The organism is Streptococcus sp. 2021WUSS109 (assembly GCF_044427305.1).
Classification (GTDB): Bacteria; Bacillota; Bacilli; order Lactobacillales; family Streptococcaceae; genus Streptococcus; species Streptococcus suis.
Genome location: NZ_JAOTGF010000003.1, coordinates 89,120 through 108,063, shown reverse-complemented (window position 1 = coordinate 108,063; position 18,944 = coordinate 89,120). Strand labels below are relative to the sequence as shown.

19 protein-coding genes are annotated in these 18,944 nt (G+C 38.6%); 17 read left to right on the top strand and 2 right to left on the bottom strand.

Translation table 11 applies throughout. The annotated features are described in order from the left end of the window. The first annotated feature begins 138 nt into the window (after positions 1-138). The 3 genes from proB (at position 139) to proC (ending at position 3,313) form a co-directional block, all read left to right on the top strand. Positions 139-1,215, top strand: a complete 1,077-nt coding sequence (proB, locus tag ODU37_RS02060) for a glutamate 5-kinase (protein WP_105135138.1) — start codon at positions 139-141, stop codon at positions 1,213-1,215. Positions 1,216-1,279: 64 nt separating this feature from the next. Continuing rightward, positions 1,280-2,518, top strand: a complete 1,239-nt coding sequence (locus ODU37_RS02055; RefSeq protein ID WP_105242707.1) for a glutamate-5-semialdehyde dehydrogenase — start codon at positions 1,280-1,282, stop codon at positions 2,516-2,518. Positions 2,519-2,527: 9 nt separating this feature from the next. Continuing rightward, positions 2,528-3,313, top strand: coding sequence for a pyrroline-5-carboxylate reductase (gene proC / locus ODU37_RS02050; RefSeq protein WP_105242706.1), 786 nt, complete (start codon positions 2,528-2,530; stop codon positions 3,311-3,313). A 22-nt stretch (positions 3,314-3,335) separates the two neighbouring features. On the opposite strand, the gene ODU37_RS02045 is transcribed toward proC, so the two are convergent. Further along, positions 3,336-3,740 carry a TetR/AcrR family transcriptional regulator gene (locus tag ODU37_RS02045; RefSeq protein WP_011922106.1) on the bottom strand — a complete coding sequence of 135 codons (405 nt, stop codon included), beginning with the start codon at positions 3,738-3,740 and terminating at the stop codon, positions 3,336-3,338. 126 nt (positions 3,741-3,866) lie between these two features. On the opposite strand from ODU37_RS02045, the gene ODU37_RS02040 reads away from it, so the two are divergent. Continuing rightward, the gene (locus ODU37_RS02040) at positions 3,867-4,718 is read left to right on the top strand and encodes a DegV family protein (RefSeq protein WP_014636868.1); all 852 of its coding nucleotides are present in this window, start codon (positions 3,867-3,869) and stop codon (positions 4,716-4,718) included. 98 nt (positions 4,719-4,816) lie between these two features. Here ODU37_RS02040 and ODU37_RS02035 read toward each other — a convergent pair whose 3' ends face one another. Then, a complete protein-coding gene (locus ODU37_RS02035) occupies positions 4,817-6,076 on the bottom strand; it encodes a PLP-dependent aminotransferase family protein (RefSeq protein ID WP_105242705.1) in 1,260 nt (419 codons plus the stop codon). A 128-nt stretch (positions 6,077-6,204) separates the two neighbouring features. Between ODU37_RS02035 and yaaA the strand changes: the two genes are divergently transcribed. The 13 genes from yaaA to ODU37_RS01970 all read left to right on the top strand — a co-directional run bounded on the left by yaaA (position 6,205) and on the right by ODU37_RS01970 (position 18,943). Further along, on the top strand, positions 6,205-6,939 hold the full coding sequence (gene yaaA / locus ODU37_RS02030) for a peroxide stress protein YaaA (RefSeq protein ID WP_105242704.1): 735 nt from the start codon (positions 6,205-6,207) through the stop codon (positions 6,937-6,939). Between the two features lie 101 nt (positions 6,940-7,040). Beyond that, a complete protein-coding gene (locus tag ODU37_RS02025; RefSeq protein WP_398580410.1) occupies positions 7,041-8,480 on the top strand; it encodes an LCP family protein in 1,440 nt (479 codons plus the stop codon). Between the two features lie 16 nt (positions 8,481-8,496). After that, on the top strand, positions 8,497-9,186 hold the full coding sequence (locus ODU37_RS02020; protein ID WP_024393626.1) for a YveK family protein: 690 nt from the start codon (positions 8,497-8,499) through the stop codon (positions 9,184-9,186). A gap of 9 nt (positions 9,187-9,195) precedes the next feature. Then, complete coding sequence (locus ODU37_RS02015; protein WP_172055320.1) at positions 9,196-9,891, top strand: tyrosine-protein kinase; 696 nt, start codon at positions 9,196-9,198, stop codon at positions 9,889-9,891. Positions 9,892-9,928: 37 nt separating this feature from the next. Next, entirely contained in the window at positions 9,929-10,660 is a 732-nt protein-coding gene (cps4B, locus tag ODU37_RS02010) for a capsular polysaccharide biosynthesis protein Cps4B (RefSeq protein ID WP_172062406.1), read from the top strand. A gap of 29 nt (positions 10,661-10,689) precedes the next feature. Beyond that, complete coding sequence (locus tag ODU37_RS02005) at positions 10,690-12,516, top strand: nucleoside-diphosphate sugar epimerase/dehydratase (RefSeq protein WP_172055324.1); 1,827 nt, start codon at positions 10,690-10,692, stop codon at positions 12,514-12,516. A 204-nt stretch (positions 12,517-12,720) separates the two neighbouring features. Beyond that, positions 12,721-13,323, top strand: coding sequence for a sugar transferase (locus ODU37_RS02000; protein ID WP_105139283.1), 603 nt, complete (start codon positions 12,721-12,723; stop codon positions 13,321-13,323). Next, a complete protein-coding gene (locus ODU37_RS01995; protein ID WP_105140340.1) occupies positions 13,320-14,174 on the top strand; it encodes an NAD-dependent epimerase/dehydratase family protein in 855 nt (284 codons plus the stop codon). The genes ODU37_RS02000 and ODU37_RS01995 overlap by 4 nt, the downstream gene beginning before the upstream one ends. Continuing rightward, the gene (locus ODU37_RS01990; protein WP_172055326.1) at positions 14,171-15,175 is read left to right on the top strand and encodes a hypothetical protein; all 1,005 of its coding nucleotides are present in this window, start codon (positions 14,171-14,173) and stop codon (positions 15,173-15,175) included. The genes ODU37_RS01995 and ODU37_RS01990 overlap by 4 nt, the downstream gene beginning before the upstream one ends. A 16-nt stretch (positions 15,176-15,191) precedes the next feature. Then, a complete protein-coding gene (locus tag ODU37_RS01985) occupies positions 15,192-15,743 on the top strand; it encodes a DapH/DapD/GlmU-related protein (RefSeq protein ID WP_172055328.1) in 552 nt (183 codons plus the stop codon). After that, entirely contained in the window at positions 15,728-16,540 is an 813-nt protein-coding gene (locus ODU37_RS01980; protein WP_172055330.1) for a glycosyltransferase family A protein, read from the top strand. Before ODU37_RS01985 ends, ODU37_RS01980 begins: the two co-directional genes overlap by 16 nt. A 153-nt stretch (positions 16,541-16,693) precedes the next feature. Continuing rightward, positions 16,694-17,782: a glycosyltransferase family 4 protein gene (locus ODU37_RS01975; protein ID WP_248026108.1), complete on the top strand. Its 1,089-nt coding sequence runs from the start codon at positions 16,694-16,696 to the stop codon at positions 17,780-17,782. A gap of 21 nt (positions 17,783-17,803) precedes the next feature. Next, positions 17,804-18,943 carry a glycoside hydrolase family 99-like domain-containing protein gene (locus ODU37_RS01970; RefSeq protein WP_248026110.1) on the top strand — a complete coding sequence of 380 codons (1,140 nt, stop codon included), beginning with the start codon at positions 17,804-17,806 and terminating at the stop codon, positions 18,941-18,943. Position 18,944: the final 1 nt, after the last annotated feature.

Sequence of the window (18,944 nt, the reverse complement as noted above, 5' to 3'; positions counted from 1 at the left end):
CCTTTTGTTTCCAGCGTTTTTTTAATGCTACTCATGATTAGGAATCTATTCCCTCTCTCCTTGCCGAATAACAGTGATTTTCTTTATGATTAAAATATGGTATAATTTTCCAAATATTAGTTTTTGTGAGAAGAGATTATGACAGAAAAAACAATTGTATTTAAGGTCGGGACAAGTTCTCTGACGCAAGAAAATGGGAGTTTGGACCGTATCAAAATCGCTCGGATTACCAATCAGCTGGCACAGTTGCACCAGAAGGGTTATCAGATTGTACTAGTAACATCTGGTTCGATCGCTGCTGGTTTTCGGAGATTGGGCTTTGACAAGCGGCCGACTAAGATTGCGGAGAAACAGGCTTCTGCGGCCGTTGGTCAAGGCTTGCTGATTGAGGAATACACGCAGAACCTGATGAAAGACGGCATTGTGTCAGCTCAGATCTTGTTGACTCAGGATGATTTTGCGGATGCCAGAAGGTATCAGAATGCCTCTCAAGCCTTGCAGGTCTTGCTCAAACAACGTGCTATTCCTATTATCAACGAAAATGATACCATTGCCATTGAGGAGATTAAGGTGGGGGATAACGATACTTTATCTGCCCAGGTGGCTTCACTCTTGAAAGCTGACCTCTTGGTGCTCTTGACGGATGTGGATGGACTTTACACTGCCAATCCCAACAGCGCTCCGACTGCCCAGCACTTGCCTGAAATCAAGGAAATTACGGAAGATTTATTTGCCATGGCAGCAGGAGCTGGCTCGTCCAACGGAACAGGTGGCATGACCACCAAATTGCAGGCGGCCCAGATTGCGACCAAGTCAGGCGTGCCCGTCTTTATCTGCTCTTCAAAAGAGGATACCGCCCTCTTACAGGCGGTCACCCAAGCCAATCGTGGAACGCTCTTTTTAGCAGATGACCATGCCATGAACCAACGCAAGCAGTGGATGGCCTTCTATGCTCGGACAGACGCGGCGGTTGAAGTGGATGCAGGAGCGGTTGATGCCATGTTGCACCAGGGCCGCAGTTTGTTAGCTACTGGTGTCAAAGCCCTCGAAGGAGACTTTGAAGTGGGCCAGGTCGTAGAAGTTTACAGCCAAGCAGACCATCGTTTGATTGGTAAAGGTCGGGTCAAACTGTCCTCCAAGGACTTGCAGGACCAGTTGGCAAATGGCAGAGCAGAGGGCGTGTTGATTCACCGCAACGATTGGGTTAGTTTATAGTCATTCAGTTTATCTCGATTATGTTGACGAACGAGTAAACTGAATGACTAAATAGGAGAAATTTATGACAACAACACAAGTATTATTAGATAGTTTATTGGTCCACAAGGCTTCTATCAACCTAGCGACAACAGAACAGAAAAACCAGGCCTTATCAGCAATGGCAGACCAGTTGGTTGCTCAGACTGAGGCAATCCTAGAAGGCAATGCCATCGATATGGAAAATGCCCAAGGCAAGATTAGCCAGGTGATGCAGGACCGTTTGCTGCTGACAGAGGAACGGATTGAAGCCATGGCAGATGGTATTCGGGCCTTGATTGGCTTGCCAGATCCTGTCGGATTAGTCTTGGAAGAATCTACTCGGGCAGACGGCTTGAACATTTGCAAGAAATCCATTCCCTTTGGTTTGGTGGGAATGATTTACGAAAGCCGACCAAACGTGACTTCAGATGCCGCTGCCTTGGCCATCAAGAGCGGAAATGCAGTCATCTTGCGTGGTGGCAAGGAAGCTTTTCATTCGGCCCAGGCTATTGTCACAGCCCTCAAAGCTGGTTTGGAGCAGGTTGGCCTATCACCTAAGGTCATCGAGCTAGTCCAAGATACCAGTCGTGCCTCTGCGACCGAGTTGATGACTGCCCAAGGCAAGATTGACCTCTTGGTGCCACGTGGCGGTGCAGGACTCATTCAAGCCATAGTAGAAAATGCGACTGTGCCAGTTATTGAAACAGGAACAGGTATCTGCCATGTCTATGTGGACAAGGATGCGGACTTGGACAAGGCTTTGCGGATTGTGGTCAATGCCAAAACCAGTCGTCCCTCAGTCTGCAATGCGGCGGAAGTCTTGTTGGTCCATGAGGAAATTGCCAGCCAATTCCTACCTCGCTTGGAAGAAGCTCTGGCTGGTCAGGTGGAATTACGTGCTGACAGTCAGGCTCAGGCTCTTCTCAACCAATCTACACCGGCAGGTGAGCAGGATTTTGATACAGAATTTCTGGACTTTATCTTGGCGGTCAAGGTCGTTTCAAGTGTAGAAGAGGCTATCAGCCACATCGCTCAACACTCGACAGGGCACAGCGAGGCGATTGTGACGGAAAACAGCCAGACAGCAGAGTGTTTCACACTTTATGTCGATTCAGCAGCAGTCTATGTCAATGCCTCGACCCGCTTCACAGACGGTGGCGAGTTCGGTCTGGGCTGCGAGTTGGGCATTTCCACCCAGAAGATGCACGCCCGTGGTCCAATGGGAATGCGTGAAATGACCACCTACAAGTACATCATCACAGGCGACGGCCACATTCGTTAGGAGGACAAGATGAAGATTGGATTTATCGGACTGGGCAATATGGGAGCGGCTCTGGCCCAAGCGGTCAGCCAGCAGCCAGATACCCAGCTCCTCCTCAGCAACCACAACCCAGAAAAAGCCCAGGCTCTTCAAGAGAAGGTAGGCGGTCAGCTTTTTTCTAATGGACAAATAGCAGAGCAGGCCGAGATTATTTTCCTTGGGGTCAAGCCTCACCTGATTCAGACAGTCTTGTCAGGCTTGCAGGACCAGATTAGCCAGAATCCATCAGCTATCTGGATTTCCATGGCAGCAGGAGTGCCCCTTGACAGCCTGGCAGCATTTGTGTCGGCAGATAAAGTCATCCGTATCATGCCCAACACACCAGTCGCTATCGGCCAAGGCATGACAACCTATAGCTTGGTCAATCAAGAGCTCGCTCCGCTATTGGAACAAATCCTAGAAAAATCAGGCAAGGTCCAGCAGGTGCCAGAGAGCCTGATCGACGCAGCAACGGCTATCGCAGGTTGCGGACCAGCCTTTGTCTATCAGATGATTGAGGCTTTGACCGATGCCGGTGTGCAAAACGGGCTCACAGCTCAAGATGCCAAGGTTTTGGCGGCCCAAACCCTAGCAGGAACTGCTCAGATGGTCTTAACCAGCGACAAGCACCCAGCCCAGCTGAGACAGGAAGTGACGTCGCCAGGCGGCTCGACTATCGCAGGCGTGGTAGCTCTTGAAAAAGAAGGCTTCCGTTACGCCATTATCAAGGCAGTCGCCGCCGCCCTCAAAAAGACTAGAAAATTAGGCAAAAAATAGAAGACAGCAAAAAACGGGACTTTTAATCCCGTTTTGTTTTTTCCTTGATCCATTGACTGACGTTGGACAGGGCCTTGCTTTGCTCTGCCTTGCGTTTTTGTTCCTGGACAAAATCTGCAAAGCTTTGCTTGACGCCGTCCTTTTGAACCTTGTCCTGCAAATCATGCCATTTCTTTTTAAGGTTGCTAGAAGTCCGTTCGTAGTAGTCTTCAAGGATTTCTTCCTTGGACTTGTAATTGCGGTAGAAGGCATTGCGTGACACACCAGCTTTTCGGACCAATTCAGATACCGAAATTTGCTTGAGCTCCTTTTTCTCTAGGAGAAATAGCAGAGCAGTTTCTATTGATTCCTTAGTCAGTTGATTTGCTTCTTTATTTGATTGATAGAGGTTTTTCAAAGATTGGGGTGAAATTTTACGACCTGCCATAGTTTTCCTTTTCCGAGTGTCACATCTGAAAGAAAATGCTTTCAGATAGGGTAGTTTAATGATATAATTGTAAGTAAATAGAGATTTATTGTCAAATAAAAAAGTAAAATTGGAAATGAGAATATTATGACAAAATGGAAAATCGTTGCAGATTCGGGCTGCGACTATCGTCAATTAGCTAATCTAGCTCCGGACACTGAATTTATTAGTGTGCCACTTACCATCCAAGTTGGAGAACAAGCATTTGTTGATGATGCAAGCTTGGATATTGATCACATGATGGAGGTGATGGAAGCATCTAAGTCTGCAGCGGGGTCTGCGTGCCCAAGTCCGCAGGCTTATCAGGCAGCTTTTGAGGGAGCTGAGAACATTATCGTTGTGACGATTACAGGAGGGCTATCAGGTAGTTTTAATGCGGCACGAGTAGCTAGGGATATGTATATCGAAGAGCATCCGAATGTCAATATCCATTTGATAGATAGTTTGTCAGCCAGTGGGGAAATGGATTTACTTGTTGACGAAATCAATCGCTTAATTGGTGCAGGACTAGATTTTCCACAAGTAGTAGAAGCGATAACTCACTATCGGGAACACAGTAAGCTCCTCTTTGTTTTAGCGAAGGTTGATAATCTTGTTAAGAATGGAAGACTGAGCAAATTGGTAGGCACTGTCGTTGGTCTTCTCAATATCCGTATGGTTGGTGAGGCAAGCGCTGAAGGAAAATTAGAGTTGCTTCAAAAGGCGCGTGGTCATAAGAAATCTGTGACAGCAGCCTTTGAAGAAATGAAAAAAGCAGGTTATGATGGTGGTCGAATTGTCATGGCCCACCGCAACAATGCTAAGTTCTTCCAACAATTCTCAGAGTTGGTAAAAGCAAGTTTTCCAACGGCTGTTATTGATGAAGTTGCAACATCAGGGCTATGCAGTTTTTATGCTGAAGAAGGTGGACTTTTGATGGGCTATGAAGTGAAAGCGTGATTCACAGAGTAACAATTTTGGGATGTAATTTCCACTATAGAATAATCCCCCTCGTCTTTTAAGTTCGAGGGGGATTGTTTGTATGAGGTTATTAAATTTCATTCATTCAAATATCTTATGAATTGCTCCAGTTTATCTGCAAAATCTTGTTCAAAGAAGATCTGTAAGAAATCAGCTTTCTGTCCGCTGAAATAATAACATTTTCCAAACTTGTGTTGGATGCTAGGAGAAAGAATCCCCTTGCTTAGCTGAAAGGTCACGCTCCCTTTGGAAATTTGATACGGGATGTTCAAAGCGTATTTCTCTAAACAATCTTTTATTTTATTCCACTGAGCGTGATAAATATGATGAAGATGCTGTGTGTTCCGTGCAAACATACCGTTATCAATATAGAGCGAGAGAGCTTTTTGCATAATAAGATTGGTATCGTAGTCGATTAGACTCTTATGTTTGATGAAGGTATCACGTAGCTGATTAGGAAGGCTGATTGCACCGATTCGGAGGGCAGGAAAGAGTGTCGGTGTAAAAGATTTTATATAGATGACATGATTATCTGTATCAAGATAGTGTAAAGGTAGGCTATGACTAGAGTCGAAATCTGCTAAATAGTCATCCTCAATGATGTAGACATCGTATTGCTTTGCTAATTTTACGATGGCTGTTTTTGTTGCTATATCATAAGTTGAACCGAGAGGGTTGTGCAAGCGAGGAATTGTGTAGAAAAACTTAATTTTTCCAGTTTGGAAGATACTTTCCAATTCTTCTAGGTCAATTCCATCTAAATCCCGTTCAATTGTTTGATAGGGGATTCCTTGATGTCGAATGAGCTCTATCATTCGTGAATAGGTAGGGTTCTCTATCAAGATTTCCGTTTTTCCAGCCAAGGTTTCCATTTGTGTGAGAATATATAGAGCTTGTTGACTACCAGCTGTGATAACCAGCTGGTCTTTTTTTGTATAGACATGATAGTCCATTAACAGACTTTGAACGGAGGAAATCAATTCTGCCAATCCCTCTTGCTGGTGATAGTAGTTGAATAGGTAATTTTCCCGGCCAATAAGACTTTCGTTTAGACAAATCCGAAAATCTTCATAGGGTAATTCTTGAAAGTCTGCAGGATTGAGCTCTACAGTATGGTCTTGGAAATCTCTATCTTCTAAGATATAATAACCGCTTTTTTCGACAGCGTAGATCTTATTTTGGTATTTTAATTCCAACATAGCCTTTTGGACAGTGTCTTTGCTACAATGATATTGCTCGCTGAGTTGACGGATAGAAGGTAATTTCTCTCCACGTTTGAATCGATGTTCCTCTATTCCAGCCAAAATATCTTGGATGATAACTTGATATTTTTTCATCTAGGCCCCCTTTTTTATAGACTATGTTACTAGCTAGTATATAGGAAAAGTTGCAGAAAGACAATATATGAATGATGGGGTTGAGGTTCAGGTTCAGGAATTAAGCTACTATATGGTATAATTAAGTGATGAAAATAATTATACCTAATGCAAAAGAAGTAAATACAAATCTAGAGAATGCCTCGTTTTATCCCTTGTCTGATCGAAGCAAGCCAGTGCTGGCTGCCATAAGTCAATTTGATGTAAAAAAGCTGGCTGCCTTCTATAAGTTGAATGAAGTAAAGGCTGAGTTAGAAGCTGACCGTTGGTATCGAATCAGGACAGGTCAAGCAAAAACCTATCCAGCCTGGCAGTTATATGATGGTCTCATGTATCGTTATATGGATAGGCGAGATATAGATTCGAAAGAAGAAAAATACCTACGTGACCATGTTCGTGTAGCGACAGCCTTATACGGATTGATTCATCCTTTTGAATTCATTTCACCTCACCGCTTAGATTTTCAAGGGAGCTTAAAGATAGGCAATCAGTCTTTGAAACAGTACTGGCGACCGTATTATGACCAAGAAGTTGGTGATGATGAACTGATTCTCTCACTGGCTTCGTCAGAATTTGAGCAGGTGTTTTCTCCACAGATTCAGAAAAGATTAGTTAAAATTCTTTTCATGGAAGAAAAAGCAGGTCAGCTAAAAGTTCACTCAACTATATCAAAAAAAGGCAGAGGAAGATTGCTGTCCTGGTTGGCTAAGAACAATATTCAGAAATTATCGGACATTCAAGATTTTAAGGTGGATGGCTTTGAATATTGTGCTTCCGAATCAACGGCAAACCAACTTACCTTCATACGATCAATCAAAATGTGAAATTATGAACAAGATAACGTTTTCTGATGTCAAGCGTATCTAGAAAAATCTTGATTTCTATGGTATAATGGGTAAGTTATAAGTAAAAAGGAAGGTTGTTTATGAAAAAGAGAAGCGGACGGAGAAAATCGTCTAAGCTTAAGTCGGTAAATTTTGCGCTTTGGGTGTTATATGCCATTATTCTATGTCTGTTCTTAGTGACTATGTATCGCTATAACATCCTAGATTTTCGGTATTTGAACTATATTGTAACAATCCTGTTGATAGGGGTTGCAGTATTGACTGGCTTGTTGATGTGGCGTAAGAAAGCACGCATATTTACAGCACTCGTACTTATTTTTTCACTGGTCATCACTTCTGTCGGAATCTATGGAATGCAAGAAGTTGTTAAGTTTTCGACACGACTAAATTCAAATTCGACATTTTCAGAATATGAAATGAGCATCCTCGTCCCAGCAAATAGTGATATTACAGATGTTCAACAGGTCACTAATGTACTTGCTCCGGCTGAATACGATCAAGACAACATCACTGCTTTATTAAATGATATTTCCAAAATGGAGTCTACTCAATTAACTACAAGTCCGACGACCTCTTATCTAACAGCCTACCAAGCTATGCTAAATGGTGAGAGTCAAGCAATGATTTTCAATGGAGTTTTTACCAATATTTTAGAAAATGAGGATCCAGACTTCTCTTCAAAAGTGAGGAAAATATATAGTTTCAAAGTGACTCAGACTGTTGATACAGCTACTAAGCAGGTGAGTGGAGACAGTTTTAATATCTATATTAGCGGCATTGATACATATGGCCCAATTTCGTCTGTTTCGCGTTCAGATGTTAATATTATTATGACTATTAATCGTGCTACACATAAGATTTTATTGACAACTACTCCACGAGATTCTTATGTTGCTATCGCAGATGGTGGGCAAAATCAATACGACAAATTAACTCATGCTGGTATTTATGGTGTCAATGCCTCTGTGCATACCTTGGAAAATCTTTATGGTATCAATATCAGTAATTATATCCGTCTCAACTTTACATCCTTCCTACAGTTGATTGATTTGGTTGGAGGTATCGATGTAGAAAACACCCAAGAGTTCACAAGTGGTGAACACACTTTCCCAGTGGGAACAGTACACTTAAATGCAGAGCAAGCGCTAATCTTTGTTCGTGAGCGGTATTCGTTGGCTAATGGTGATAATGACCGTGGTAAAAACCAAGAAAAAGTCATTGCAGCACTTATAAAAAAATTGAGCTCACCAGAGAATTTACGTAATTATCAAGCTATTTTAAATAGTTTAGAAGGATCTATTCAAACGGATCTAAGTATTGAAACAATTATAGGCTTAGTTAATACGCAATTAGAAGCTGGCACACAATTTACAGTGGAGTCACAAGCGCTAGTTGGAAATGGTCGAACAGACTTGCCTTCTTATGCCATGCCGGATTCACAACTTTATATGTTGGAAATAAACCAAGAAAGTTTGGAACAAACAAAGGCTGCTATTCAGTCAGTATTGGATGGAAATTAAAAAATAGGGAGAAAACATGAATAATCAAGAAATGAATACAATCGAAATTGATATTTTACTCTTACTGAAAACGATTTGGAGAAAAAAAATCATTATCCTTCTGCTGGGACTATTAGGTGCAGGGTTAGCTTTTGCTTATAGTAGTTTTTTGGTAACGCCGCAATATGATTCGACAACTCGTATCTATGTAGTTGGGCAACATGCTGAAGCTGGCGCGGGATTGACAAATCAGGATTTACAAGCTGGGTCTTATTTGGTAAAAGACTATAAGGAAATCATCCTATCACAAGATGTACTGACACAGGTGGCTACAGAGTTGAATTTGAATGGGAACCTAAAAGAAAAGGTTTCGGTTTCTATTCCTGTTGATACTCGTATTGTTTCTATCTCCGTGCGTGATTCGAACCCGAATGAGGCTGCTCGCATCGCAAATAGCCTCCGTAGTTTTGCGGCACAAAAAATCATCGAAGTTACAAAAGTGAGCGATGTTACAACACTCGAGGAGGCTGTCCCAGCAGAGGAGCCATCAACTCCTAATACCAAACGCAATATCTTGCTTGGTTTATTAGCCGGCAGTGTCTTGGCAACAGGTCTCGTGTTGGTTATGGAAATTTTAGATGACCGTGTAAAACGTCCTCAGGATATCGAAGAGGTAATGGGATTGACATTGCTAGGTGTAGTGCCAGATTCGAAGAAATTGAAATAGGAGAAAAATATGGCGACATTAGAAATTGCACGTACGAAGAAAGAATTAGTAAATAAGACGGAAGAATATTTTAACGCTATCCGTACGAATATTCAACTCAGTGGGGAAGATATTAAAGTGGTTGGTATAACTTCTGTCCAATCAAATGAAGGAAAGAGTACAACAGCAGCTAGTCTTGCTATTGCCTATGCTCGTTCTGGCTACAAGACAGTCCTGGTTGATGCCGATATTCGAAACTCAGTGATGTCAGGTTTCTTTAAGCCAATTACGAAAATTACTGGTTTAACTGATTATTTAGCAGGAACTACTGATTTATCTCGAGGGCTATGTGAAACAAATATTCCGAATTTAACAGTTATCGAGTCTGGTAAAATATCACCAAACCCAACTGCCCTTCTACAAAGTAAGAATTTTGAGAACTTATTAGCTACTCTTCGTCGGTATTTTGACTATGTGGTTGTAGATTGTCCACCTCTAGGGATGGTAATTGATGCTGCAATTATTGCTCAGAAGTGTGATGCAATGGTCTTAGTAGCAGAGGCAGGACATGTTAAACGTTCAGCCGTGAAAAAAGTAAAGGAACAGTTGGAGCAAACAGGAACACCGTTCTTAGGCGTTATCTTGAACAAGTATGATATTGCAACTGAGAAATATGGTGATTATGGAAATTATGGTAACTATGGAAATTACGGTAAAAAAGCTTGATTTTTATTATATGAGCTTTGATTAAGTAGGTGTTAGTATGATTGATGTTCATTCGCATATTATATTTGGTGTGGATGATGGTCCAAAGACAATTGAAGAGAGTCTAGATTTGATAGGAGAAGCTTATCGTCAGGGGGTTCGCTTCATAGTTGCTACTTCTCATAGACGAAAAGGGATGTTTGAAACTCCTGAGAAAATTATTATGACTAATTTTGTTCAAGTAAAAGAGAGAGTTAAAGTAGCTTATCCAGAAATGACTTTATGTTATGGAGCGGAACTTTACTATAATAAGGATATACTACGTAAACTCGAAAAAAAGGAAGTTCCAACTCTTAATGGAACGCGCTATATTCTCCTAGAATTTAGTAAGAATACTCCTTGGAAAGAAATCCAAGAGGCTGTGAATGAAGTAATGTTACTTGGACTGACTCCACTACTTGCCCATATAGAGCGTTATGATGCTCTGGCATTTCAGTCAGAGCGAGTAGAAGAGTTAATCGACAAGGGGTGTTATACTCAAATTAATAGCAGCCATGTGTTAAAACCAAGTTTAATTGGTGACCGAGCAAAAGAGTTTAAGAAACGGGCACGGTACTTTTTAGAGCAGGATTTGGTGCACTGTGTGGCTAGTGATATGCATAATTTATCAAATAGACCTCCGTTTATGAGAGAGGCTTATAAGTCAATAACAGAGGAATTTGGGGAAGATAGAGCAAAAGCTTTATTGAAAAAGAACCCTCTTATGTTATTAAAAAACCAGGTGATTTAAGCTGGTTACTCTAGATTTTGGAGAAAAAAATGGATTTAGGAACTGTTACCGATAAACTGTTAGAGCGTAATAGCAAAAGATTGATACTTATATGCATGGATACTTTTCTCATTGTAGTTTCCATGAATTTGAGTAGACTGTTCTTGGATATTATTATTGACATCCCAGATAAACGTTTCATTCTTGCAGTTTTATTTGTATTGATATTCTATCTGATTATTTCAGTTAGATTAAAGATTTTTTCGTTAATTACGAGGTATACCGGTTATCAGAGTTATGTAAAAATAGGGTTGAGCTTGATATCTACTTATTCATTATTTTTAATTATCTCAACGATTTTATGGCAGAGTTTTAGTTATCGCTTCATCTTAGTATCCTTATTTTTGTCATATGTATTGCTCATTACCCCAAGGATTGTTTGGAAAGTCTTGCATGAGACACGAAAAAATGCTATTCGTAAGACGGATAGCTCACTGCGAATTTTGGTGGTAGGTGCTGGAGATGGTGGAAATATTTTTATCAATACCGTCGAAGATCGAAAATTGAATTTTGAAATTGTCGGCATAGTCGATCGTGATCCAAATAAACTTGGAACATTTATCCGTAACACCAAAGTTTTAGGAAATCGCAATGATATTCCACGCTTAGTAGAAGAATTGGCAGTTGATCAAGTAACGATTGCTATCCCTTCCTTAAATGGTAAGGAGCGAGAGAAGATTGTTGAAATCTGTAATACTACAGGAGTGACTGTCAATAATATGCCTAGTATTGAAGATATTATGGCGGGAAACATGTCTGTTAGTGCCTTTCAGGAAATTGACGTAGCAGATCTTCTTGGTCGACCAGAGGTTGTTTTGGATCAGGATGAGTTGAATCAGTTTTTCAAAGGGAAAACAATTCTTGTCACAGGAGCAGGAGGCTCGATTGGTTCAGAGTTATGTCGTCAAATTGCTAAGTTTACGCCTCAACGATTGTTGTTGCTTGGACATGGGGAAAATTCAATTTACCTCATTCATCGAGAGTTACTAGAGAAATATCGAGGTAAGATTGAGTTCGTCCCTCTCATCGCAGATATTCAAGACAGAGAGTTGATTTTTAGTATAATGTCTGAGTATCAACCTAATGTTGTTTATCATGCTGCAGCACATAAGCATGTTCCTTTAATGGAATATAATCCACATGAAGCAGTAAAGAATAATATTTTTGGAACCAAGAATGTGGCTGAAGCAGCTAAAGCAGCTAGGGTTGAAAAATTTGTAATGGTTTCGACCGATAAGGCAGTCAATCCACCAAATGTTATGGGGGCGACTAAACGGGTAGCAGAAATGATTGTTACTGGCTTAAATGAAACAGGACAAACACAATTTGCTGCAGTAAGGTTCGGAAATGTTTTAGGTAGTCGTGGAAGTGTTGTTCCTCTATTTAAGGAACAAATCAAAAAAGGTGGTCCAGTTACCGTTACTGACTTTAGGATGACTCGTTACTTCATGACTATTCCAGAAGCCAGTCGTTTGGTTATCCAAGCAGGACATTTGGCAAAAGGCGGAGAAATCTTTGTCTTGGATATGGGTGAGCCTGTACAAATTTTGGAATTGGCAAGAAAAGTTATTCTGCTGAGTGGTCATACTGAGGAAGAAATTGGAATTGTTGAATCAGGTATTCGTCCTGGGGAAAAACTCTACGAGGAATTACTATCAACAGAAGAACGTATCAGCGAACAGATTTATGAAAAAATATTTGTAGGTCGCGTTACAAATAAACAATCGGATATTGTCAATTCATTTATCAATGGATTACTCCAAAAAGATAGAAATGAATTAAAAGATAAGTTGATTGAATTTGCTAAACAAGAATAAGAAAGTAAAAAAATATTTTTACTTTCCTAGAGTTTAAACGATGTTTAGGCTCTAGGATGGTTGAAATACTTAATGAATATAATATTGGAGAGTCGGTTCCAAGATATTTAAAATTTAGTAAATTTGCTTTACATTATTAGGAGACTATCGGCTTTTATAGATGTGAATGAGTTGATAAGAATAAAATGAAAAATGGAGATGAAAATGTATCCAATTTGTAAGCGCATTTTAGCAATCATTATTTCAGGAAGTGCTATTGTTATTCTAAGTCCAATCTTATTATTGATTGCATTGGCAATTAAATTAGATTCTAGAGGTCCGGTACTATTTAAACAAAAACGAGTTGGTAAGAATAAAAAACACTTCATGATTTATAAATTCCGCTCTATGTATGTAGATGCTCCAAGCGATATGCCAACCCATCTTTTGAAGGATCCTACAGCGATGATTACAAAAGTAGGAGCTTTTCTACGAAAGACTAGTCTCGATGAATTACCTCAGCTATTCAATATTTTCAAAGGAGAAATGGCCATTGTTGGTCCACGTCCAGCCCTATGGAATCAATACGATTTGATTGAGGAACGAGATAAATATAGAGCAAATGACATTCGTCCAGGTCTGACTGGTTGGGCTCAAATTAATGGCCGTGATGAGTTAGAGATTGATGAAAAGTCAAAATTAGATGGCTACTATGTTGAGAATATGGGGCTTCTGCTTGATATTAAGTGTTTTTTTGGAACGTTTATTAGTGTAGCAAAAAGTGAAGGTGTCGTCGAAGGCGGAACGGGGCAGAAAGGGAAGTCATGAAAAGAGTATTGATAACAGGAGCAAACTCATATATTGGAACTTCGTTTGAAGAATACGTAAAAAATAAGGATAGCAATTTTGAAATTGATACCCTTGATTTATTAGATTCAAATTGGGAAGAGTTTGATTTTTCAGGCTATGACTCCTTGTTTCACGTGGCTGGAATCGCACATTTTTCAAAAGATGAAAGTCAGAAACAACTTTACTATGATGTTAATACAGAATTAACCCATAAAGTTGCCTCCAAAGCTAAACTGTCGAATGTACAACAATTTATCTTTATGAGCAGCATCATCGTCTATGGTGATAGTTCAAGTTCAGAAAGGATTATTACTAGAGAAACAGTTCCAAGTCCTTCTGATTTTTATGGAGATAGTAAGTGGCAAGCAGAAAAAAAACTGTCAGGCTTAGCCAATGATGACTTTAAAATTGTTATCGTTCGTCCTCCGATGATTTATGGAAAAGGATCGAAGGGAAATTATCCTAAACTTTCAAAGTTGGCTCAGAAAACACCAGTTTTTCCTAAAATTTTGAATTCTCGAAGTATGCTACATATTGACAATCTTTGTGAATTTATCCTACAGGCTATTGAAAGAAAAATAGAAGGCGTCTATTTTCCACAAAATTCAGAATATGTTACCACATCTGACCTGGTAGGTAAGATTGCTGTGGCACATCATAAAAAAATCTATTTCACCAAATTATTCAATCCAATTATTAGACTATTTTTCGGATTAGATACGGTGAAGAAAGTATTTGGAAATCTTGTTTATGAAAAAGAGATGAGTCGTTATGACTTTGAATATCAGGTAATCGACTTTGAGGAATCAATAAAAAATACAGAATTATGATAGAACAAAAATTAAAGGGGAAAAGAATCTTATTCATTGCACTTCCTGGTTATTCCAAAGGTATGAAGGAAAAAATGGAAGATATGGGTGCGGAGGTTATCCATATTAATGACAAACCGAAGGATACTTTTCTAGGTAAGGCTCTAGGAAGACTAGGTTTGGGTTTCTACGAGAATATTATTAATGATTACTATGCTGCCGAATTGTCAAAAATTCGAGAAAAAAACTTTGACTACATATTAGTTATTCGTGGAGAGTACACCCCTAAAGACAGTTTGGAAAGGATGCGTTCCTATTTTCCAACTGCCAAAATGGTTCTCTATATGTGGGATAGCTTAGTAAATAATAAATTTATTCGTGCAAAGTGGGAATATTATGATAAAGTTTATACTTTTGATAGGATAGACTACCTCAATCATAAAGAATCAATTGATTTTTTACCTTTATTCTATTATGAGGATTATTTGCCAAAAGATACAGGCGTTACAGAATATAAATATGATATGTCCTTTATTGGAACAGGCCATGAAGATCGGGTAAAGATTGTAAAAGCATTAACACATCAGTTAGAAAATAAGCAACGTAACGTATTTTCTTATTTTTTCATCCCACACAAATTAGTGTACTACCTTAATAAAATCAAAAATCCCTATTTCAAATATGTACGGATGGAGGATGTAGAATTCAAGCAATTACCATTTGAAAAATTATATGAAATATACTCTCAATCAAAGTGTGTAGTTGATATTGAAAGCTCAAAACAAAATGGACTGACCATGAGGACAATTGAAATGATCGGTCTGGAGAAAAAACTGATAACGACAAATAAAGATATTGTTCATTATGACTTTTTCAATCCAGATAATATAATGATTCTAGATAGGAAAGACCCTGTTATTGATTTAGAATTCATAGACAAACCTTATATTCCACTAGATGAAAAGATAAGAACTAAATACAGTTTACACGATTGGATACTAAATGTACTTGAAATAACCTAAGGAAAGGTAAGTAAAAATGATAAAAAAAGTTTTTTGGTTTTTGCGATTAGTGTTCTTAAAACCTTTTTTTAAATCTGTCGGAAAAAATTCTTATCTAGGACCAACAGTGGCTACCCATGGTTTAAAGGGAGTTTCCATTGGCAATCGAGTGAGAATTTATCCAGGAGCCAGAATGGAAACTCATAGTAATGGAGAAATTTTGATAGGGGACAATTGTTCTATTGGACAAAATTTTCATGTTACCTCAACCAATGGATCATTATATATAGGTAATAATACAACTATTTCGGGAAATGTATTTATCACAAATATTGATCATGAATATCAAGAGATAGGTAAACCAATTCTTGAGCAACCATTAAAATACAGTAAAACTCGGATTGGAGACAATTGTTTTATTGGTTTTGGTGCCTCAATTCAAGCAGGTACAGTATTGGGAAAACAATGTATCGTTGGTACAAATGCAGTGGTACGTGGGACTTATCCAGACTATTCAGTGATAGTAGGTGTTCCGGCCAAAGCTATCAAGAGATATAATGAGGAGACAGGGGATTGGGAAAAAATATAGAGAAAGCATCTATCTCAGTGATTATTCCTGCTTATAATGCAGAAAAGGTGATAGCTAGAGCATTAGAGTCCGTTCGGTTACAAACTCGCCTAGACTATATCAATGAGATTATTGTGGTTAATGATGGCTCGGTAGATGCAACCGTAGCGGAAGTTGAACGTTATGCACAAAACTATCCAAACCTTACTATTCATCTAATAAATCAAGAAAATGCAGGAGTGTCCAGAGCTAGAAATGTGGGGATGCAAAATGCTTCAGGTACCTGGATTGCTCTATTAGACTCTGATGATGAATGGTTTGAGAATAAAATAGAGAGACAAGTAGCTGAAATTTTACAAAATGATGCTATCGACTTTATTGGTGGTAACCATACACCGTTCCCAGTTAGTATATTAGGACGAAAAATAATTACTCTTCATAGAGCAAGTATCCAAGATATTTGTATAAAAATGTTTCCACAGACATCGACTGTTCTATTCAAAAAGTCAATCTTCGATGAAATCGGTGGCTATGATGAGTCTCGCCATTATGCAGAAGACGGACAGTATTTTTTGAAAATTTGCCATTCCTATGGCTACTATTATTTACCGGAGCAGAATGTGCACTACGACCGTGGAAAACGTGGTTTTGGTGGAAGTGGTTTATCTGGAAATATCAAGGGAATGCAAGAGGGAAATCGATTAAACTTTAAAGAATTATTAGATCAAAGGAAAATAAGTTTACCGTTCTATATTGCTATCACAATTTTTAAGGAATTAAAATATGTGCGAAGAATCCTTTTATCAATGAGAAGTTGATGGCTTGTGCGTTAAAAGCCATTGCTTTATTCTAAGGTCATTTGTTCGTAACCATGAGTTAGACATATTAGGTGAATAAGTAAAGTTGATAATAGGACAGCGGTTTGTTTCTACATTAAGAAGTAACCAGGGGCTAAGTAGGGATTACTAAAGATGAAATTAAAAATATTGATGTATGTTAATAGTTTAAACTATTATGGAGGCATCGAACGTGTCATTGCAAATTTGTCTAATGCACTATCAGAGGACTATCAAATAACAATATTGGTAAAAGATTCTCCAGTGTCAGTTTATAGATTAAATAAGACCATTTCGATTCATTCTATCAATGAGAAATTAGAATTAAATATGAACTCGAAGTTGCATAGAATATTGAATGTCCCTTATAATATGATACGCTCAATCATTGGTTTGAAGAAATATTTCAAATCAAATGATTTTGACTATGTTTATACAGCATTTCCAATAAATGGCTTGGAAGTATATTTGGCTAGTAAAAAGTATAGAAAAAGACTAGTTGCCTCTGAGCATGCTTCTTATTATGCCTATAACTCAATTTATAAAAAAATAAAAGAATATCTATATCCGAAATTAGCATTTATATCTGTTCCTACAAAAATGGATACAGAAATATATAAAAAGCTAGGTTACAATGCTATTTACATACCACATTTAACAACCTATGATAAGATTGAAAACAACTCGCTTCTAGAAAAAACAATCATAAATGTTGGCCGTCTTACATCAGATAAGCAACAAATGATGTTATTGGAAATTTGGCAGATTGTCAATAAGAAGATACCAAATAATGAGTGGAAATTACAGATTATTGGAAGCGGAGAAGAGGAAGATAATTTACAAAGCTTTATTTCATCAAGCGATATAAAGAATGTTGAAATGGTACCACATACCTCGCGAATTGCAGACTATTATTCTGCTAGTTCATTGTTTGTATTCACATCTCGAACGGAGGGATTTGGAATGGTCTTGTTAGAGGCTATGTCTTTTGGTCTCCCATGCATCTCATTTGATTGCCCTAGTGGTCCTAGAGATATTATTGATGATGGTAAAAATGGCTTTTTAATTTCCTGTTATGACAAGGAACTTTTTGCAGAGAAGATTTGCCAATACATAATGAGTAACAGTGATGAAAAGCAAAAACTCGGTCAGGGAGCAACTAGAAAAGTAGAAAATTGGGACAACAGAGCTATACTTGAACAATGGAAGGATATTTTCAAGTAAACCAAATGAAAAGGAGTAATTATGAGACTGATTGCATTTTATTTGCCACAATTTCACGCCATTCCTGAAAATGATGAATGGTGGGGAGAAGGATTCACAGAATGGACAAACATGAAGGCTGCAACACCATTGTTTGATGGTCATTTGCAACCAAGAATTCCGTTAGATAATAATTATTATAATTTACTAGACGAAAAGACAATGGAATGGCAAGTAGAACTTGCAAAGAAATATGGTTTATATGGCTTTTGTTTTTACCACTACTGGTTCCATGGGCATATGCTATTAGAAAAGCCCATGGAAATGATGTTGAACAATCCTAATATTAATTTTCCATATATGATTTGTTGGGCAAATGAGCCTTGGACAAATGCTTGGAAAGCGGATGGGAATGAAAAAACATTGATTGCCCAGCATTATGGAAGAGAGAAGGAATGGAAACAACATTTTGAGTATCTATTACAATTCTTCAAGGATAAAAACTACATAGTTGAAAATAATAAGCCTATGTTGCTAATTTATCGTCCAGAGATTATTGAATGTTTGAATGAGATGCTGGATTATTGGAATGAATTAGCAATTGAAGCAGGTTTCTCTGGCATTGATTTTGCCTACCAACAAGTTTCTTATTATTTGTTGGATAATAAAGATGAGAGTCGATTTAAGTACAGAGTTGAATATCAACCTGGTTATGCCCGATATGATGTTCAAAAGCAATCAGCAGGACTGTCTCAGTACCTTTTACCGATAAAGACAAAAATAAGAAATATTGTATATGGATTTGATAAAAAAGCCAAGACCAATCTGTCTAGTAAACTAACTAGACAAAAGTTAAGCTTTGAAGACTATGATGAATTGTGCCAGTCAATCATCAATCGAAAAGCTGATGATGAGAAATCAGTTGCAGGAATGTTTGTGGATTGGGATAATACACCTCGTCGAGGAGATCGTGGCAGAGTATGCTTAGGATCAACACCTGAAAAATTCCAACATTACATGACTGAACAAATTAAGAACGTCAATGAGAATTACCAGAACGATATGTTATTCATTTTTGCATGGAATGAATGGGCAGAAGGTGGATACTTAGAGCCAGATGAGAGAAATAAATATGGGTATTTGGAGGCTCTAAAAGCGGCATTGATAGAGGGAGAGAGATAGT

Excerpts from the sequence above, each read along its gene's own strand:
- proB (WP_105135138.1), top strand. The coding sequence starts at position 139 with ATGACAGAAAAAACAATTGTATTTAAGGTCGGGACAAGTTCTCTGACG.
- ODU37_RS02055 (WP_105242707.1), top strand. The coding sequence starts at position 1,280 with ATGACAACAACACAAGTATTATTAGATAGTTTATTGGTCCACAAGGCT.
- proC (WP_105242706.1), top strand. The coding sequence starts at position 2,528 with ATGAAGATTGGATTTATCGGACTGGGCAATATGGGAGCGGCTCTGGCC.
- ODU37_RS02045 (WP_011922106.1), bottom strand. The coding sequence starts at position 3,740 with ATGGCAGGTCGTAAAATTTCACCCCAATCTTTGAAAAACCTCTATCAA.
- ODU37_RS02040 (WP_014636868.1), top strand. The coding sequence starts at position 3,867 with ATGACAAAATGGAAAATCGTTGCAGATTCGGGCTGCGACTATCGTCAA.
- ODU37_RS02035 (WP_105242705.1), bottom strand. The coding sequence starts at position 6,076 with ATGAAAAAATATCAAGTTATCATCCAAGATATTTTGGCTGGAATAGAG.
- yaaA (WP_105242704.1), top strand. The coding sequence starts at position 6,205 with ATGAAAATAATTATACCTAATGCAAAAGAAGTAAATACAAATCTAGAG.
- ODU37_RS02025 (WP_398580410.1), top strand. The coding sequence starts at position 7,041 with ATGAAAAAGAGAAGCGGACGGAGAAAATCGTCTAAGCTTAAGTCGGTA.
- ODU37_RS02020 (WP_024393626.1), top strand. The coding sequence starts at position 8,497 with ATGAATAATCAAGAAATGAATACAATCGAAATTGATATTTTACTCTTA.
- ODU37_RS02015 (WP_172055320.1), top strand. The coding sequence starts at position 9,196 with ATGGCGACATTAGAAATTGCACGTACGAAGAAAGAATTAGTAAATAAG.
- cps4B (WP_172062406.1), top strand. The coding sequence starts at position 9,929 with ATGATTGATGTTCATTCGCATATTATATTTGGTGTGGATGATGGTCCA.
- ODU37_RS02005 (WP_172055324.1), top strand. The coding sequence starts at position 10,690 with ATGGATTTAGGAACTGTTACCGATAAACTGTTAGAGCGTAATAGCAAA.
- ODU37_RS02000 (WP_105139283.1), top strand. The coding sequence starts at position 12,721 with ATGTATCCAATTTGTAAGCGCATTTTAGCAATCATTATTTCAGGAAGT.
- ODU37_RS01995 (WP_105140340.1), top strand. The coding sequence starts at position 13,320 with ATGAAAAGAGTATTGATAACAGGAGCAAACTCATATATTGGAACTTCG.
- ODU37_RS01990 (WP_172055326.1), top strand. The coding sequence starts at position 14,171 with ATGATAGAACAAAAATTAAAGGGGAAAAGAATCTTATTCATTGCACTT.
- ODU37_RS01985 (WP_172055328.1), top strand. The coding sequence starts at position 15,192 with ATGATAAAAAAAGTTTTTTGGTTTTTGCGATTAGTGTTCTTAAAACCT.
- ODU37_RS01975 (WP_248026108.1), top strand. The coding sequence starts at position 16,694 with ATGAAATTAAAAATATTGATGTATGTTAATAGTTTAAACTATTATGGA.
- ODU37_RS01970 (WP_248026110.1), top strand. The coding sequence starts at position 17,804 with ATGAGACTGATTGCATTTTATTTGCCACAATTTCACGCCATTCCTGAA.